This window comes from Calditerricola satsumensis (assembly GCF_014646935.1).
GTDB lineage: Bacteria > Bacillota > Bacilli > Calditerricolales > Calditerricolaceae > Calditerricola > Calditerricola satsumensis.
This window is the reverse complement of the sequence record NZ_BMOF01000010.1, coordinates 15,710-31,753: the sequence shown is the minus strand read 5'-3', so window position 1 is coordinate 31,753 and position 16,044 is coordinate 15,710. Positions and strand designations below refer to the sequence as shown.

Genomic DNA, 16,044 nt, shown 5'->3' with positions numbered 1-16,044 from the left:
CCCCCTTTCGGGCCTCACTCGAGGGTGACGAGGGCGTTGTCGATGAGCCGCGTGCGGCCGAAGCGCACGGCCACGGCGATCAGCACCTGTTCGCCCGGCACGCCCCGCGGGGGGACGAGATCGGGATAGGCCAGGACGTCGACGTAGTCGATCTCCGCCAGCGGCTTTTGCGCGATGCGTTCGCGCACGCCGCGCTTGAGGGCCTCCCAGTCGCGCAAGCCGGTCGCCACGGCCTCCTTCGCCCATTGCAGGCTTTCGTAGAGCACGGTGGCCTGCCGGCGTTCCTCCGGCGACAGATAGACGTTGCGCGAGCTCATCGCCAGGCCGTCCGCCTCGCGCACGATGGGACAGGGCACGATGGTCACCGGGACGTTCAGGTCGCGCACCATGCGCGAGACCACCGCCACCTGCTGGGCGTCCTTCAGGCCAAAAAAGGCGTAGTCGGGCTGAACGATGTGAAACAGCTTCAGCACCACGGTGGCCACGCCGTCGAAGTGACCGGGACGGGACGCGCCGCACAGGGGCGCGCTCAGGTCGGCCACGTGCACCGTCGTTTTGATCGGCTCGGGGTACATCTCGGCCACGTCGGGGGCAAACAGGAGATCCACCCCCCGCTGGCGCGCCATCCGCTCGTCCCGCTCCAGGTCGCGCGGGTAGCGATCGTAGTCCTCGTTCGGGCCAAACTGCAGCGGGTTGACGAAGATGCTCATGACGACGTAATCGGTCATCTCCCGCGCGCGGTCGATGAGGGAGAGATGCCCTTCGTGCAGGTAGCCCATCGTCGGAACAAAGCCGATCCGTTTCCCTTCCTGGCGCGCCTGGCGCACCGCAGCGCGCACCTCGTCAATGCGCTTGACCACCTTCATCGCACCATCTCCCCGTACAGGCGCTCTACCACGCCGTCGGCCATGGAGAAGGTGTGCTCCGGCCCGGGAAAGCGCCGCGCGCGCACCTCTTCGGCGTAGCGCGCCACCGCGGCGCGGATGTCGCGGCCGATGTCGGCGTACTGCTTGACGAATTTCGGCTTCAGGTCGCTGGCAAAACCAACCAGATCATGGAACACCAGCACCTGCCCGTCGCAGGCCGCCCCGGCGCCGATGCCGATCGTCGGCACCGAAACCGTTTCCGTGACCAGCCGCGCCAGGGCCTCGGGTACGCACTCGAGGACGATGGCGAAGGCGCCGGCCTCCTCCAGCCGCTTGGCGTCCTCGACGATCTTGCGCGCCGAGGCGAGGTCTTTGCCCTGCACCTTGTACCCGCCGAGCTGGTGCACGGCCTGCGGGGTGAGGCCCAGGTGGCCCATCACGGGAATGCCGGCCTGTACACAGGCGCGCACGGCGGGCAGGATCTCCTCCCCGCCCTCCATTTTGACCGCGTGGGCGTGGCCCTCCTGAATCAGGCGGCCGGCGTTCTTCAGCGTCTCCTCGCGCGTGCCGTGATAGGTCAGAAACGGCATGTCGGCGACGATCAGCGCCCGCTTGGCGCCCCGCGCCACGGCGCGCGTGTGGTGGACCATGTCCTCCAGCGTGACGGGGATGGTCGAGTCGTAGCCCAACACGACCATGCCCAGCGAGTCGCCGACCAGGATCACGTCCACGCCGGCCTCGTCGACGAGCTTGGCCGTCGGGTAATCGTAGGCCGTCACCATGACGATCGGCCGCTTCTCCTGCTTCAGCGCTTTCAGCGTGCTGACGGTGACCGTGTTCATCGCATTCGCCCCCTCGGCGCTCTGGCCGGCAAGGACAAAAAAACCTTCTCGCCGAAACGGGAGAAGGACGGTCGAACGCCGCGCTTCTCTGTCTCGGTCCTTGACAGGCTCAGAGCAGATGTGCGCAGACGGTATGCGGTTTTCGTTAGAAAGAGGTCAAAGCTCACCGCGTCGAGCAGTGCGGTTCCCGCTGGATACCGCCTGCTTCCCCTCTAGTATAACAAAAATCACAATTGGGGCACAGCGTTAGGCCTAGAGGTCGAGGTCCGCAGAATAGATTTTGCGAAGGGCTCCGTTGGCCTGTTCCAACAGCAGCGCGCCGTCGTCGTCGATCCCCCGGGCGATGCCGACGAAATCGCCCCCGGGCGTGCGGGCGACAACACGCTGGCCAAGGGAGACAGCCCGCGCCTCCCAGCGGCGCTTGAAGGGGGCAAAGCCCTTTTGCAGGTAATCGTCGTAGTCGGCTTCCAGCCCTTCGAGCATGCGCTGGGCCAGGGCGACGCGCGAAAACGACCGCCCCGCGGCCATGGCCAGGGAACCGGCTCGCGCGCGCAGTTCCGGCGGGAAGTCTTCCTCCGTCTGGTTGACGTTGAGGCCGATGCCCAGGATGACGTAATGGACGCGGTCGGCCTCGGCGGCCAATTCGGTCAGGATGCCGCACACCTTGCGGCCGCCTGCGAGGAGGTCGTTGGGCCACTTGATGCCGACGGAAAGCCCGGTGCATGCGGCGAGGGTGTCGGCCAGGGACACGGCGGCCACCAGCGTCAGTTGCGGGACGCGCGGAAGCGGCACGTCCGGGCGCAACACCAGGCTCATCCAGATCCCCGTCTCCGGCGGGGAATGCCACGAGCGCCCAAGCCGACCCCGCCCGCCCGTCTGCACGTCGGCGATGACGACCAGCCCTTCCGGTGCCCCCGCTTCGGCGCGGCGATGGGCCTCGTTCTGCGTCGAGGCGATGGCGTCGAAATAGACCGCTTCCCGTCCAAAGCGCTTGGTGGCCAGCCCGTCCTGCAGCTCCACCGGATACAGGCGATCGGGCGCCGCGACGAGGCGGTACCCGGCTCTGCGCACCGCCTCGACGCGGTAGCCCGCCTGGCGGAGCTCTTCGATGTGCTTCCAGATGGCCGTGCGCGAAACGCCGAGCAGGCGGCTTAGCTCCTCGCCGGACACAAACTGGCCGCGCGCCGCCTTCAGATGCCGGATCAGCTCCTCGTTGATCATGTTCCGTCGCCTCTTTCCCTCGCGTACGCCAGCAAACGGTCCTTGTCGTTGGGCAGCTCGCCGTGGGCCACACGCACGAGCAGCTCATTGAGCAGCCGGCCCACCCACGGCCCCGGCGGTCGCCCGACGGCCTTGACGAGATCGCGCCCGTTCACGGCCAGCTCCTTGAGATTGTGGACGGGCATGGCGGCATAAATCGCGCGGACCCGCTCGCGAAGGCGCGCGGCGGCCGCCCTTCCCTGCGTCAGGGCATCCGGCCCCCCTGCTGCCTTTCGCGCCGCGCAGAGGTCGGCCAGCGCCAGACCATGCGCCAGGCCGTGCGCGAGCAGGAGTTCCCGCCATTGGCGCGCCTCGCCTTCGCCGGGGCACCCCTGCCGCGCGAGGCCCACGAGGGTCGTGATCGCGTCCAGCCGCTCCCGCGAAAAGCGCAGGGCGCGGGCAAAGGCTTCCGCCTGGTGTTCCGTCCAGCCCAGCAAAAGCGCCAGCAGGGCCCACCGCGTCTCACGCCCCTCGGGCACCGCCAGCGCCGCCAGATCGGGCCATGCCGGCGGGGCCAGGTACGGGGCCAGGTCGTCGGCGGCAAACAGCCGGCTTTCGAACAACAGGGCAAACCCGCGGCCGGGATTCGGGCTGGCCATGATCTTGTCGAGTTCGTCGGCGATGCGCTCGTGGGCCACCGGGCTCAAGGTTTCGCGGCACGCCTGAAGCGCCTCCCACGTGCGCGGCTCGATGGCGAAATCGAGCTGCACGGCAAAGCGGACGGCACGCACGAGACGCAAGCCATCCTCGGAGAAGCGCCGCATCGGGTCGCCGACGCAGCGAATGCGCCGCGCCGCCAGGTCCTCCCGGCCGCCAAAGGGGTCGACCAGCCGCCCGCGCCGATCGAGGGCCATGGCGTTGACGGTGAAGTCGCGCCGGGCCAGGTCCTCCTCGATGCGGTCGACGAAAACGACTTCGTCGGGGTGGCGGGCGTCGCTGTACCCTCGTTCGACACGAAAGGTGGTCACTTCAAAGGCATGGTCGCCCATGCGAACCGTTACCGTGCCGTGGCGAATGCCGGTGGGGAGGCTGTCCGGAAAGAGCGCCATCACCGTTTCCGGCCGGGCGCTGGTGGCGATGTCGATGTCGTGAATGGGGCGGCCGAGCAGGCGGTCGCGCACGTACCCGCCGACAAAGTATGCCACGTAACCGGCTTCCTCCAGCCGTTCCAGCACGCGGCGGCCGGCCGCTTCCAAATCCTCTCGCATGGCCATCCCCGCCTTCCCGCGCATACTAAGGTTCGGTTCGCGTCCCCGGTCGCGCTGCGCGTCCGGGCCCCGCGTCCAAACGCGGCAAAGCCGCGCGCCGGAGCGGTTACACCCACCCCTGGTCTTGAGGAATAATGAGAATTGGGGAGGTGACGCCATGCGCACGGCGTTCGGGCTTTTCGTTTTGCTTTCCAAGCTGATCCAGAACTTCAAACGTTTCCGCCGTTTATGAATACGAGAGGACGCCCGTCAAACCCTCTCTTGTTGGGCTGGCGCTTCCACCACTTCCCTGTACAGCGCCTCATACTCGTCGCAGATCCGCTCGGCGGCAAACCGCTCGTGCGCCCGTCGGCGGGCGTTTGCGCTAAAGCGCGCATAGAGATCACGGTCGGCGAGCAGCGTCAGCGCGTCGGCGGCCATTTTGGCCACGTCGCCCACGGGCGACAAGAAGCCGCATTCCCCGTCCACCACCACCTCGGGCAGGCCCCCGGTCCGGGTGGCGATGACCGGCACGCCACAGGCCATCGCCTCCAGCGCGACGAGGCCAAAGCTTTCCTTCTCCGACGGCAGCAAAAGCAGGTCGGCCGCCGACAGGAGCGGGGCCACATCGGCCTGCCTGCCGAGGAAGAGGACGTCGCGGTGCAGGTTTTCGGCCGCAAGCCGCTCCTGGACAAGGGGGAGCTGGGGGCCTTCCCCGATCAGCACAAGCTTGGCCGGAAGCGTGCGCCTTACGCGGGCGAACACCTCGACGACGTCGACCGGCCGCTTGACGGGGCGAAAGTTGGAGATGTGGATCAAGACGGCTTCGCCGCGCGGCGCCCACTCCCGGCGGAGGTCCGAGGCGTCCCGCCGGTCGTAGACACGCGTGTCGACGAAGTTGTAGATGCGCCGGATCGGCTTGTCCACGTGCAAGAGGCGTCGCGTTTCCTCCACCAGGCTGTCCGACACGGCGGTGACGGCATCGCTTTGCTCAATGCCGAAGCGGATGACGCATTTCATCGTCTGGTCGTACCCGAGCACGGTGATGTCCGTTCCGTGCAGGGTGGTGACCACTTTGAGCGCCGGCCCGACCATCTGCTTGGCCAGATAGGCGCTGATGGCGTGGGGCACCGCATAGTGGACGTGCAAGAGGTCGAGCCCCACCAGCCGCGCCACTTGGGCCATCCGCGCCGCCAGGGCGAGGTCGTACGGCGGATGGCGAAACACGTCGTACTGGACGACCTCCACCTCGTGCACGTAGACGTTTTTCATGAACCGCCCCAACCGAAAGGGCACGCTCGACGTGATGAAATGGACCTCGTGGCCGCGTTCTGCTAACAGTTTGCCCAATTCGGTGGCCACCACGCCCGAACCGCCCAAGGTTGGGTAACAGGTGATCCCGATGCGCAAACGCCGATCCCCCCTTCAGCGGCTGCGCTTCCACGCGCCGACGTCGACCACCACCGGCACCGCGCTGACAAACCCCTCGCCGTACGTGACGCCGGCCACGTGGCCAAACCAGCGGTCCCGCGCCCGCAGCGCGTCGAGGAAGCCCTGGTTGAGCGGGGTGGCGACGCGTCCCGGTGCAGCGACAAACTGGCTGCGGTAGGCCAAAAGCGCCGTTTCCTTGAGGGATTGCGTCTCGCTGATGTCCACCACAAAGGACGGCTTCGCGTAGCCGTGGATGAGGTAAAAGTACAGCGCGGCAACCCGATGGGGCTCCTCCGGACACCCCGGCGGCGCGTACCGCCGGAGGGCGGCGTTGGCCACCGCTTCCTGCACCAGCTGGCTGCACAGCCGGTGATCCGGATGGCGATCCTCCTCGTAGGGGGCAAACACGACCTGCGGCTTGAGGCGCCGGATGATCGCCGTCACCGTGGCCACCGTCTCCTCGTTCACGCGAAACCCGCGATCGGCCAGGCCCGCGTTTTCGCGCACGGCCACGCCGAGGACGCGCGCCGCCTCCTCCGCTTCGACCTGTCGCGTCTCCACGGTGCCGTTCGACGACAGCTCGGCCCGCGTCAGGTCGCAGATGGCCGTCACAAGACCGCGGCGCGCGCAGAGGGCGAGCGTCCCGCCCATGCCGATCTCCACGTCATCGGGATGGGCCCCGAAGGCCAGCACGTCCACGCTCACGGGTTCTCGTCCTCCCTCTTCAGCTGCGGCACCTCGACGGGCGGCGCCGTCCCCGGCTCCACCACCTGGCGCCAGGCGAAATCGCCCTGTTCAAGGCTGCGGACGAGGATCTCCGCCGTGCCCAGGTTGGTGGCCAGCGGCACGCCGTAGGCGTCGCACAGCCGCATCAAGGCCATGATATCCGGCTCGTGGGGCTGCGCCGTGAGCGGATCGCGGAAAAAGAGGACGAGGTCGATGCGGTTTTCGGCCACCAAGGCGCCGATTTGCTGGTCGCCGCCGAGGGGCCCCGACCGGAACCGGTGCACGGGCAAGCCCACCTCGTCCGCGATCCGTTTCCCCGTCGTGCCTGTGGCATACAGCGTGTGCCGGGCAAAGATGTGGCGGTACGCCAGCACGAAATTGACCAGTTCATCCTTTTTTCGGTCATGGGCGATGAGCGCGATGCGCACCGTCTGTTCCCTCCGATCCCCGGGCTCAATCGAGCAGATGCTCCAGCCCGTACACCAGGCGGTCGAGGGTCATGACCCGGCGAATGGCCAGCGCCACGCCGGGCATGAAGCAGGAACGGCTCAGCGCGTCGTGGCGAATGGTGAGCAGTTGCCCCTCGCCCCCAAACAGCACCTCCTGGTGGGCGACGAGCCCCGGCAGCCGTACGCTGTGGATGCGGAAGCCGCCGACGTACGCCCCGCGCGCCCCTTCCAGCAGCTCCGTTTCGTCGGGATGGCCCTGGCGAAACTCCGCCCGCACCCGTTGGATCCCTTCGGCCGTCTTCAGGGCCGTTCCCGAAGGCGCGTCCAGCTTCTGGTCGTGATGCAGCTCGATGATTTCCACGTGCGGGAGGTACTTGGCCGCCATCTGGGCAAATTTCATCATCAGCACGGCCCCGATGGCAAAGTTGGGGGCAATGACGCCGCCCACGCCGCGCATCTGGGCGCGGCGCGCCAGCTCCTCGACCTCCGCCTCGCTGAGGCCCGTGGTCCCGACCACCGGGCGCACGCCGCGGTCCAAGGCCACCTCAACGTGCCGGCGCACCGCCGCGGGGGTGGTGAAATCGACGAGCACATCGGGCTTGTACACGTCGAGGGCGCGCTCCAGGTCGCGCACAAAGGGCACACCCAGTTCGCCCAGCCCGATGGTCGTGCCGACGTCCACCCCATCGAGGCGCGCGTCGATGCCGACAACAAAGGCAAAATCGGACTCCTGCACGAGCAGCTTCACCACTTCGCGCCCCATCCGTCCCTTTGCTCCGGCCACGGCCACGCGAATCGGCTTGTCCGTCATCGGTCATCCCCCCGCTGCGGTTCCTTTGGCGTCCACCGGTCGCGATCGCGCGTGCGGAACTTGTCCATGATGCGTTCGTACGCCTCTTGCAGGTCGATGCCCAGGGAGTTCGCAAAGCAGACGACAATGAAGAAAATGTCCCCCAGCTCCTCGGCGATCGAGCCTTCGGGTTCGCTTGTCTTCTTCGGCTTTTCCCCGTACCGGTGGTTTACTTCGCGGGCCAGTTCCCCCACTTCTTCCGCCATGCGGGCGAGCATGGCCAGCGGCGAAAAATAGCCTTCGCGAAACTGGCCGATGTACGCGTCCACTTCTTCCTGGATTTGCTTGAGCGTTTTGGCGCCCATAACCCCATTCCTTTCCTTTCTTCCTTCTCTTCTTCCATCATCGTAGCAGAGGACGGAGGGGCAGACCAAACCGTTTCCTTCCCTCGAATCCATTCTCTGTAACGGGGCGAGCGAGGGGTGAGCGCCTGTGCACCCGGCCTTGCCCCCAAAAGCGGCGCCACGCTATAATAATGGCTGTTTCCATTTTCGGTTTCGTTCGACCATTTTCGCATCCAATGGGGGAACACGCCGTGGGCATTCGGCTCAAAAATCTCCTCGCCATCACGGTAGGATGTGCCATCTTTTCCTTCGGCCTCAACTACTTCACCATAGCCAACGGGTTGGCCGAAGGGGGGTTTACCGGCATCACCCTCCTCGCCAACTACATCTTCGGCTTTGATCCGGGTGTTGTCAACTTGCTGTTGAACCTGCCCCTCTTTTTCATCGGGTGGAAGGTGCTCGGGCGCACGAGCATGATCTACACCATCTACGGGGTCACCGCCGTGTCGGTCTTCTTGTGGGTGTTTGAAGACTTTCGCGAGCCGCTGCACGGGGATCTTCTCCTCGCCGCGCTGTACGCCGGTGTCACCGTCGGTCTGGGGCTGGGCCTGGTCTTCCGGTACGGCGGCACAACCGGCGGGGTAGACATCCTCGCCCGCCTGGCGCAGAAATACCTCGGCTGGACGATCGGGCGGACGATGTTCCTGTTCGACCTGTTCGTCATCGGCGCGTCGGCGTACTACATCGGGCGGGAAAAGGCCATGTACACGTTGGTGGCCGTCTTCGTCGGCGCGCGGGTGATCGACTTCGTGCAGGAGGTGGCCTATTCGGCCAAAGCGGCGATCATCGTTTCGGAGGCCACGGCGGAGATTGCCCGTCGCATCCTGCACGAGATGGAGCGCGGCGCCACGCTCCTCAAGGGCAAGGGTGGCTATACGGGAGCGGAGCGTGACGTCCTCTATGTGGTCGTCAGCCGGAACGAAATCCAGCGGTTGAAAGCCCTGGTCCATCAGGTTGACCCCTACGCCTTCGTCGCCATTCAGGATGTCCGCGACGTGCATGGCGAAGGGTTTACCCTCGATGAGCACAAGCGTCCGATTGAGGGATGAAGCGCGCCTTCACGGCCGGTGTTCCAGCCGATAGCGGTACCACGCCACATAGCCGAGCACGGTGAAGACGACGGCCGCGATCACCGTCACGACAGCGTAGACGGACGACGGGCCCAGCCAGGGGGTGGCAGAGGTTTCGTACGCCAATTCGAAGAGGCGGGCCATCCGGTTGTGGAATTCCCACACCACGGCCCGATCCACCTGGGGAGCGGATCGGTCGAGGACGCGCACGAGCGAATCGAGGGCTTCCACGTCTTCGGCAGGCTGTTGGATAACCACCGCCGGCCGCACGATGGCGTAGATGTCGGCGAGGCGGCGGTAGGCCTTCAGCCAGTCGCGTCCGGAAACGACGCCGCTGCGGAGCTGGCGAAGCTCTCCCTCCACTTCCGCGCGGTACTCCTTCCACAACGGCTGCTGGCGGGAGAGCAGCGCGTCAGCGGCCAGGCGCACGCGGAGGGCATCGCGCAGCATCGCCTCGGAGTTGGGCCGGACCCGGGTGAAGGTGCGCTTGCCCTCCAAAACCGCTGTGAAAACCGCGTGCAGCCCTTCGGTGGACGCCGGCAACCGGCGCGTCAGCGCAACCACCGCATCGGCCAGCTCGGCGTAGTGCGCGCGCGCCTCCTCCCACCGCGCCTGGCGAACGTCCTGCTCCACGCGCACCGTCAGGCGCTCGATGTGCTTGAGCAGCTGCTGCGCATCGCCGCGCACCGCCTCCTCGCCGGATGCGGTCGCCAGCCACAGTCCACCCCCACTCCCCCACAAGAAGAGCCAGAGGCACATCACCCGCACCCATCCCCTCATCGCGCTCCCCCTCCTTGCCACTACACTCTATGGGAGAACGGACAAGGTTAGACCGTTCCGTTTTCGCCGTACGGCTCTCGCGCGACGTTCAGGGGGTGTCCGCATGCGCCCACGCTGCCGTGGCGCGTCGCGCGGCGACGACGGCGGCCAGCGACAGCCCCACCGTCGCCCATCCCACAAGATGATCATAGGGCTCCAGGGTTGGGCCCATCCACGGGTGGACATCCAGGCCGTAATCGACGGCGTCGTTCAGGAGCGTCCACGCCGCCACGCCCCACCACTGCCGAGGCGTGACGCGGTAGAGGAACGCATAGAGCAGCGCTTCAAGGGTCATGGCCAGGTGGGAAGCCACGAGCATCCAATTTTGCCATGGAATCGGACCGCCGAGCGCGCCGGTCGTCAGGATGACCGCCGGCGCCCAGATTCCGTACTTGACCATCGTCACCGCGGCAAAGGCCTGCACCCAGCCGCTTGAGCGGCCGGCGAGGGCCATGGCCAACACGAGGGTAAAGGCGGCGCTGGCCGTTGGCGAGTCGGGAACGAACGGCCACAGCCAGAGCGGCGTCGCCGCCAATTGCTCGCGGTACCAGTAGTACCCGTACAGCGTGCCCAAGAGGTTGACGACCACCAGGGCGGCCATCACGTCGCGCCGTGCGGCAAGCGCATGCCACCTTGCCCGCCAATCCCTCTGCTTCCCGTCCATTGTCCTCCTCCTTTCGACCGCGCAACAAAAAACCGGCCGGGGATACCCGACCGGTTTGCCCGCTGCGTCCATCGGCAGCGGTCCTCATTTTTTCTCGGCCAGCCACTCGGCCAGCTTCTCCAGTTCCTCGTCGGAGCCTTGGAACTGTCCCGGCGGCATTTGCCCTCTGCCGTTCTTGATGATGTCGATGATCTCTTCTTTCGTCAACTTGCTGCCGACGTGCTCCAGGCTTGGCGCAAAGCCGCTTCCCTTAAGATCGACGCCGTGGCAGCCCTGACAGGACGTTTGCTTGGCCCAGATCTTTTCGCCCTCCGGCGCGTCCGGGCTGACGTCCACTGTCGGGGCACCGCTGCCGCCGCCTTGGCTGGCCACGTGCTTCTGGCGTTCGTCCACTGCCGCCCAGGTCAGGAACACGATGGCGGCCAGGGCCAGCAGCATCAGGCTGGTGGCCACCGGACGATCCTTCGGCCGGCGCTTCGGACCGCGGTCCAGCCACGGGGCCAGGAGCAGCGCCGTAAAGGCCAGTCCCGGGATCAGGATCGTACCCACAACCGTATACGGACCCGACGTGTACTCATACTTCAAGAGCTGGTACAGGAAGAAGAAGTACCAGTCGGGCAGCGGAATGTAGCTCGTGTCGTTGGGGTTGGCCGGCGCCTCCAGCGGCGACGGATGGGCCATCGTCAGCACCAAGAAGGCGACCAGGCAAACAACGGCCACCATCCATTCCTTCAGCAAAAAGTTCGGGTAAAAGGGTTCGGTTTTGCCGGGGAACTCGCTGTAATCCGGCGGCGTCAGGGGTCCGCCGCGCCGCTTTACAACCCGTGAATCACCAACGTACGCCACGTCCTTGTCGTGACGGCCTGCCATCTTACGTTTTCCCTCCTTCGCTGCTTGCCGTGCGCATCATAGCGGACCGGAAATGCCTTGCCGGCGGATGAGGATGAAGTGCACGCCCATCAGCGCAAGCAGAACCCCCGGCAGGAAGAAGACGTGGATGGCAAAGAAGCGCGCCAGCGTTTGGGCCCCCAGAACGTCGCCGCCCTTGAGGAAGGTTTCGATGTACGGCCCGATGAGCGGCACGGAACCGGCGATCTTGACGCCGACCACCGTTGCCCAGTATGCCTTCTGGTCCCACGGCAAGAGGTACCCCGTGAACCCGAGGGCCAGCATGACGAAGAAGATGAGCATCCCGACTACCCAGTTCATCTCACGCGGGTGCTTGTAGGCCCCGGTGAAGAAGACGCGCAGGGTGTGCAGGAACATCATCACGATGACGAGGCTGGCGCCCCAGTGGTGCATGCCGCGGACGATCACGCCGAAGGCGACTTCGTTTTGCAGGTACTTCACGCTCTGGTACGCGTTCATGATGTCCGGGACGTAGTACATCGTAAGGAACATGCCGGACAGGATCTGAATCACGGTGATGAAAAACGTCAAACCGCCGAAGCAGTAGACAAACGCGGAAAAGTGGTGGGCGGGGTTGACGTGTTCGTGCACCTCGTGATCGGCCAGGTCGCGCCACAGCGGACCGATGTTGAGCCGTTCATCCAGCCACTGGTAGATCCTCTGGAACACCGATTACGCCCCCCCTCTCGGCTTCGGCGTCAGGCTGAGCAGGATCTTGCCGTCCTTGACTTCCACTTCGTACTCGTCCAGCGGAGCCTGCGGCGGCGTACCGGGGACGTTGATCCCGTTTTCGTCGTACAGCCCGTTGTGGCACGGACAGTAGAAATGGTTGGGGTGATCCTTGCTTGTGTTCCACTGCACTTGGCAGCCGAGGTGCTTGCAGACCGGCGACAAGGCCAAGATCTTGCCGTCCTTGTTGCGGATGTAGGCCGACTTTTCCGCCTCTTCCTCGTGCCAGCCATCCTTGATCTTGACCTTGAACTTGACCAGCTTGTACTCCGGTCCGAAATCGTCGACCTTCCCCACCTCGACCTTGCCGGCGTCACCCGTCCCTTTGAGCGCCGGGTCAACGGCAAAGCGGAGCATGGGCGTGAGAATCCCGGCAGCCATGAACGCCCCCGTGCCCATGAGGGTGTACGTCAGGAACTGCCGCCTCGACATGCCCTGACCGTTTTCCTTGTCGCTCATCGTCCGAACCTCCCATCTATGCTGACGTCACCCGGACAGGATTTGGCACACGCACACAAGGACAACCTCATGATACCGCTAGTCGAAGGAAAGCGTCAAGAATATGATGTTTCACCAAGTACAATGTATGCAGATTCCATTAGCGTTAATCGTTGTGCGGGTTCTCCCGTTCCTGCCGGTTCCACAGGGCGACGATTTCCTCGGCCACGCGCGCGGCCACATCCCCTTCCTGCCCGTTTGTGGACAGCACGCGGATCCCGGGCCGTTCAAAGGGCGCGGTGTCGGTCAGCACCACGACATGGACAAAGGTCGCCTTGAGGGCGGCCACGGCCTCGTCGAGGGTTGCGGCGCCATACAGCGTCAGGAGCGGTAAACGGACGAGGCGGCCGGCCAGAAGCTGCTCCACGCGGTCGGCCCACGTGGCCAGTCGCGCGCAACGGGAAAGGGCATTTGCCCAGTCGGTGCCGTCGATGTGCACCACCGGCAGCAACGCCGTATCCACGTAGGGCTGGAGATTGGCCCACTCCTCGGGATTGAGGGATTTCCAATGCATAGCTGATATCGCCACCTTTCGCTCGCATTCCCGCATTGGGGGAAACAAAAAAGAAAACTCGGCAACGCCGAGTTTGCATCCCTCCATTACAATAGCATGTTCTCTCTTCCCCTTCAACGAACCGACGGGAAGCGTTCCCCGCGGCTTATGTCCGCTCGTCATCCAAAAGGCTTCGCAGCTCTTCCGTTAACGTGAAGAATCGTTCCTGATTGTTCTCCGCCAGCGCCCGGTCGATCTCCTCATACAGCCGCTTTTTTCGGAACGTTCTCAGCGCCTCGTCCCAGACCAGTTCGGCCAGCAGACCCAACACCACATTCTCTTGAATGAGGTTCTGCTTTTCCATGAGATGTCCCCCCAATACCGCGGCGTATTTCCGGACGGCGGTTTGCTTATGCCGACTCCGACAGCCTGCGGACACCTCCACCCTGTGTGGTTGCCAGCAGACGTCTCTCCTCGGGACTCGTTGAAATATTGTGAATAGGGTCTGTATTGTACTTTATTCTCGGTGCGCCCGAAATTCCCTTCTGCCATCCGAAAAAAATTGTTCCCAGCCGTCACTTCCATTCTTACCCGTTTCCCCGCTGGGTTAAACCTCCTGCCACACGATCGACTGCTCGGCAAAGCCGACCCGCTCGCCCACCCACGCGATGCCGAGCGGGGTGAAGGTCCACAGGCGGTTTCCGTTTGACGCGAGGCCGCTGACGAGCATGCCCAGGTGCAGCCCCATGGGCAGGACCTCGTTTCGCAACGCGGACGCGGGATTGGCGAACAGGTCGCCCGTCACATCGGAGGAGAGGCGCGCCAACAGGTCGTCCTCGCGCGCCCATCCGTCGCGGCAGGCCAGATAAAGAAAAACGAGCAGTTGGGGAAGCGCGGGGATCGGGTGCTTGGTGGTCCGTACCCAAAAGCGAAACAGTTCCCGGCCGAGGTCCAGATCGGTCCCCTCCCGCAAGAGCCGCTCGCCCTGCTCCGTGAGCGAGAGACCGAAGGGGCCCTCACCCTCGGCGACAAAGCCGATGTAGATGGTAAAGTCGTACAGGAACGCGAATCGGCGCGGGTAATGTCCCGATCGGCTGCGGGAAACCGCCGTCGACGCCCGATCAACGGGGTCTTCCATTACCGCAAACTGCTGAAACAACCGGTGTTGCTGCTGCCGATGGAGGATGCCCTCGGCCGTCAGCCGAATGGGGGTTTCGGCGACAAAGCGCAGCCACGTGTACAGGTCGTCGAGAAGCAGGCCCCGTTCGTCTCGCACGACCTCCGGCGGACCGGCCAGGGGTACGGCCTGGCGGATGTCGCGTTCCAAGTAGCGGAACAGGCGTTCCTTGACATCGGTGGGGAAGACGAATCCGTGGCGCGTAGAGCGGGTGACGCCGCGAAACAGCCATCCGCGCTTGAGGAGCGCGGCGACACACTGGCGTCCGGAGCCATCCGCTCCGGCCTGCCGCGCCTTGGCCAGCAGCTCTTCCAGCGTGAAACACGACCGCCCCTCGGCCAGGAGCGCCCACACGAACCGCCGCTCGTCGTCGTCGAGGTCGGCGTACTGGTGCGCGATCTCGTCGTCGCGAAACACGCGGCTCAAAATCCCTTGAATCAAATCGTTCTTGGAATGGCCGTCGCACCGGCAGCGGTAGGTCAGCGCAATGCGGTTCAAATCGTCGATGTCGGCATAGGCCAACAGATCGGCAAAGCGCATGAAGAACCCCTCCGTTGGAAACGTCACCCATTAGTATGGCGACGCCGGAGGGGTTCCATTCCGTTTCAAATTGGGGGGGAACTTGAAGACCGGAATCCGGCGGCAGACCGGGCCACCGGCTTACCCCTTGGTTTTCGTGCCGGCGCGGGCCTGGGCAATCGCTTCCCGCAAGGCTTGCCACGGCTCGTCCAAGTCCTCCTCGCCACCGACCATCTCCTCGAACACGGCGGCGGCGCGATCGACGTGCCCCGCTTCCAAGCACGCCCAGGCCAATTTCTGGGCCACGGCCTCGTCCCCTTTGTCCATCTCCCACGCCTGTTCCAGCCGCTCGATGGCCGCTTCCAGCTCGCCTTCGGCCAGGTGGAGATCGGCAAGGGCGGTGTATGCCGGGATGTAGTCGGGATCGTCCCGGCGCACGGCTTCCAGCAGCTCCTTGGCCTCTTCGCGCTGCCCCATCCGGGCTTTGAGCCGCGCCAAGCCGAAGCGGGCGTCAACCCGCGCGGGGTCGCGCGCCAAAGCCTCCTCATAGTGGCGCGCGGCGCGTTCCCAGGCACCGCGGCGCGCGTAGCGTGCCGCCAGCTCGATGTGCAGGGCGGCGTCTTCGTAGGGCGTGCCCACCAGGGATTCGAGCAGCGCGAGGGCTTTCTCCTCCTCCCCGACCTCATCGTACAATTGGGCGAGGTGGCGCGCGAACAGGAGTGGGTCGGGGTGGTGGCGCCGCGCCTTCTCCAGGTAGGAGATGGCCACCTCATACAGCCCTTCCGCCGCATACAGGTCGGCCAGGTCGACGAGCACGCGCACGTCCTCGGGGCGCTCGTCCAGGAGCGGCATGAGCAACTCGAGGGCGGCATCGGTGTCGCCCAGCTCCAGGTAGACCTCGGCAAGCAAAAGGTGCGCCTCGGGATCGCCGGGCCGTCGCGCCAACACCGCATCGAGCAGCCCTCGCGCCTCGTCGAGATGGCCCAGGTCGGCATAGACGGCGGCGACGGCGAGGAGCTTGTCCGGGTCGTCGCGCGCCATCCGCTTGGCTTCGGCCAGGCGGCGCAGCGCGCCTTCCGCGTCCCCGCGCTCCAGGGCCTCCCACACCGGCTCGAGCCATGCTTCCGTTTGGCGATGCATCGGCGTTCTCCCGCGCTCCTTTGTTCGGCCGCGGCGCCCCCAAACGGGCAGGGTGCCGCGGCCAACATCGG

The 16,044-nt window shown here is 65.4% G+C and carries 19 protein-coding genes; 1 reads left to right on the top strand and 18 read right to left on the bottom strand.

Features of this window, described 5'->3' with window-relative positions; translation table 11 throughout:
• Positions 1–14: 14 nt before the first annotated feature.
• The 9 genes from panC to IEX61_RS03840 all read right to left on the bottom strand — a co-directional run bounded on the left by panC (position 15) and on the right by IEX61_RS03840 (position 7,916).
• Entirely contained in the window at positions 15–866 is an 852-nt protein-coding gene (panC, locus tag IEX61_RS03880) for a pantoate--beta-alanine ligase (RefSeq protein ID WP_188816844.1), read from the bottom strand.
• Positions 863–1,708: a 3-methyl-2-oxobutanoate hydroxymethyltransferase gene (gene panB / locus IEX61_RS03875; protein ID WP_054672116.1), complete on the bottom strand. Its 846-nt coding sequence runs from the start codon at positions 1,706–1,708 to the stop codon at positions 863–865. Before panB ends, panC begins: the two co-directional genes overlap by 4 nt.
• 252 nt (positions 1,709–1,960) lie before the next feature.
• Positions 1,961–2,929: a biotin--[acetyl-CoA-carboxylase] ligase gene (locus IEX61_RS03870; protein ID WP_188816843.1), complete on the bottom strand. Its 969-nt coding sequence runs from the start codon at positions 2,927–2,929 to the stop codon at positions 1,961–1,963.
• On the bottom strand, positions 2,926–4,182 hold the full coding sequence (locus IEX61_RS03865) for a CCA tRNA nucleotidyltransferase (protein WP_229725675.1): 1,257 nt from the start codon (positions 4,180–4,182) through the stop codon (positions 2,926–2,928). Before IEX61_RS03865 ends, IEX61_RS03870 begins: the two co-directional genes overlap by 4 nt.
• A gap of 243 nt (positions 4,183–4,425) precedes the next feature.
• Positions 4,426–5,565 (bottom strand): N-acetyl-alpha-D-glucosaminyl L-malate synthase BshA, encoded by a 1,140-nt coding sequence (bshA, locus tag IEX61_RS03860; RefSeq protein ID WP_054672757.1) that lies wholly within the window; start codon positions 5,563–5,565, stop codon positions 4,426–4,428.
• A 15-nt stretch (positions 5,566–5,580) separates the two neighbouring features.
• On the bottom strand, positions 5,581–6,291 hold the full coding sequence (gene bshB1 / locus IEX61_RS03855; RefSeq protein ID WP_188816842.1) for a bacillithiol biosynthesis deacetylase BshB1: 711 nt from the start codon (positions 6,289–6,291) through the stop codon (positions 5,581–5,583).
• Complete coding sequence (mgsA, locus tag IEX61_RS03850) at positions 6,288–6,740, bottom strand: methylglyoxal synthase (protein WP_054673457.1); 453 nt, start codon at positions 6,738–6,740, stop codon at positions 6,288–6,290. Before mgsA ends, bshB1 begins: the two co-directional genes overlap by 4 nt.
• Before the next feature lie 25 nt (positions 6,741–6,765).
• Positions 6,766–7,572, bottom strand: a complete 807-nt coding sequence (gene dapB, locus IEX61_RS03845) for a 4-hydroxy-tetrahydrodipicolinate reductase (protein ID WP_188816841.1) — start codon at positions 7,570–7,572, stop codon at positions 6,766–6,768.
• A complete protein-coding gene (locus IEX61_RS03840; RefSeq protein WP_188816840.1) occupies positions 7,569–7,916 on the bottom strand; it encodes a nucleotide pyrophosphohydrolase in 348 nt (115 codons plus the stop codon). The genes dapB and IEX61_RS03840 overlap by 4 nt, the downstream gene beginning before the upstream one ends.
• Positions 7,917–8,131: 215 nt before the next feature.
• On the opposite strand from IEX61_RS03840, the gene IEX61_RS03835 reads away from it, so the two are divergent.
• Positions 8,132–9,004: a YitT family protein gene (locus IEX61_RS03835; protein WP_054672876.1), complete on the top strand. Its 873-nt coding sequence runs from the start codon at positions 8,132–8,134 to the stop codon at positions 9,002–9,004.
• A 9-nt stretch (positions 9,005–9,013) separates the two neighbouring features.
• Here IEX61_RS03835 and IEX61_RS03830 read toward each other — a convergent pair whose 3' ends face one another.
• From IEX61_RS03830 to IEX61_RS03790, 9 genes are all read right to left on the bottom strand, one after another.
• Entirely contained in the window at positions 9,014–9,805 is a 792-nt protein-coding gene (locus tag IEX61_RS03830; RefSeq protein WP_188816839.1) for a sporulation protein YpjB, read from the bottom strand.
• Positions 9,806–9,893: 88 nt separating this feature from the next.
• Positions 9,894–10,508 carry a DUF1405 domain-containing protein gene (locus IEX61_RS03825; RefSeq protein ID WP_188816838.1) on the bottom strand — a complete coding sequence of 205 codons (615 nt, stop codon included), beginning with the start codon at positions 10,506–10,508 and terminating at the stop codon, positions 9,894–9,896.
• A gap of 84 nt (positions 10,509–10,592) precedes the next feature.
• Complete coding sequence (locus IEX61_RS03820; protein ID WP_188816837.1) at positions 10,593–11,378, bottom strand: menaquinol-cytochrome c reductase cytochrome b/c subunit; 786 nt, start codon at positions 11,376–11,378, stop codon at positions 10,593–10,595.
• Positions 11,379–11,414: 36 nt separating this feature from the next.
• On the bottom strand, positions 11,415–12,086 hold the full coding sequence (gene qcrB / locus IEX61_RS03815; RefSeq protein ID WP_188816836.1) for a menaquinol-cytochrome c reductase cytochrome b subunit: 672 nt from the start codon (positions 12,084–12,086) through the stop codon (positions 11,415–11,417).
• A gap of 3 nt (positions 12,087–12,089) precedes the next feature.
• Positions 12,090–12,605, bottom strand: a complete 516-nt coding sequence (locus IEX61_RS03810) for a QcrA and Rieske domain-containing protein (RefSeq protein ID WP_054671422.1) — start codon at positions 12,603–12,605, stop codon at positions 12,090–12,092.
• A gap of 145 nt (positions 12,606–12,750) precedes the next feature.
• Positions 12,751–13,158 carry a DUF2487 family protein gene (locus IEX61_RS03805; RefSeq protein WP_054671418.1) on the bottom strand — a complete coding sequence of 136 codons (408 nt, stop codon included), beginning with the start codon at positions 13,156–13,158 and terminating at the stop codon, positions 12,751–12,753.
• Between the two features lie 145 nt (positions 13,159–13,303).
• Entirely contained in the window at positions 13,304–13,501 is a 198-nt protein-coding gene (locus IEX61_RS03800; protein ID WP_054671414.1) for an IDEAL domain-containing protein, read from the bottom strand.
• 243 nt (positions 13,502–13,744) lie between these two features.
• Positions 13,745–14,881: a hypothetical protein gene (locus IEX61_RS03795; RefSeq protein ID WP_229725672.1), complete on the bottom strand. Its 1,137-nt coding sequence runs from the start codon at positions 14,879–14,881 to the stop codon at positions 13,745–13,747.
• A gap of 93 nt (positions 14,882–14,974) precedes the next feature.
• Positions 14,975–15,973, bottom strand: a complete 999-nt coding sequence (locus IEX61_RS03790) for a tetratricopeptide repeat protein (RefSeq protein ID WP_188816834.1) — start codon at positions 15,971–15,973, stop codon at positions 14,975–14,977.
• Positions 15,974–16,044 lie beyond the last annotated feature (71 nt).

Excerpts from the sequence above, each read along its gene's own strand:
- panC (WP_188816844.1), bottom strand. The coding sequence starts at position 866 with ATGAAGGTGGTCAAGCGCATTGACGAGGTGCGCGCTGCGGTGCGCCAG.
- panB (WP_054672116.1), bottom strand. The coding sequence starts at position 1,708 with ATGAACACGGTCACCGTCAGCACGCTGAAAGCGCTGAAGCAGGAGAAG.
- IEX61_RS03870 (WP_188816843.1), bottom strand. The coding sequence starts at position 2,929 with ATGATCAACGAGGAGCTGATCCGGCATCTGAAGGCGGCGCGCGGCCAG.
- IEX61_RS03865 (WP_229725675.1), bottom strand. The coding sequence starts at position 4,182 with ATGGCCATGCGAGAGGATTTGGAAGCGGCCGGCCGCCGCGTGCTGGAA.
- dapB (WP_188816841.1), bottom strand. The coding sequence starts at position 7,572 with ATGACGGACAAGCCGATTCGCGTGGCCGTGGCCGGAGCAAAGGGACGG.
- IEX61_RS03840 (WP_188816840.1), bottom strand. The coding sequence starts at position 7,916 with ATGGGCGCCAAAACGCTCAAGCAAATCCAGGAAGAAGTGGACGCGTAC.
- IEX61_RS03835 (WP_054672876.1), top strand. The coding sequence starts at position 8,132 with ATGGGGGAACACGCCGTGGGCATTCGGCTCAAAAATCTCCTCGCCATC.
- IEX61_RS03830 (WP_188816839.1), bottom strand. The coding sequence starts at position 9,805 with ATGAGGGGATGGGTGCGGGTGATGTGCCTCTGGCTCTTCTTGTGGGGG.
- IEX61_RS03825 (WP_188816838.1), bottom strand. The coding sequence starts at position 10,508 with ATGGACGGGAAGCAGAGGGATTGGCGGGCAAGGTGGCATGCGCTTGCC.
- IEX61_RS03820 (WP_188816837.1), bottom strand. The coding sequence starts at position 11,378 with ATGGCAGGCCGTCACGACAAGGACGTGGCGTACGTTGGTGATTCACGG.
- IEX61_RS03810 (WP_054671422.1), bottom strand. The coding sequence starts at position 12,605 with ATGAGCGACAAGGAAAACGGTCAGGGCATGTCGAGGCGGCAGTTCCTG.
- IEX61_RS03805 (WP_054671418.1), bottom strand. The coding sequence starts at position 13,158 with ATGCATTGGAAATCCCTCAATCCCGAGGAGTGGGCCAATCTCCAGCCC.
- IEX61_RS03800 (WP_054671414.1), bottom strand. The coding sequence starts at position 13,501 with ATGGAAAAGCAGAACCTCATTCAAGAGAATGTGGTGTTGGGTCTGCTG.
- IEX61_RS03790 (WP_188816834.1), bottom strand. The coding sequence starts at position 15,973 with ATGCATCGCCAAACGGAAGCATGGCTCGAGCCGGTGTGGGAGGCCCTG.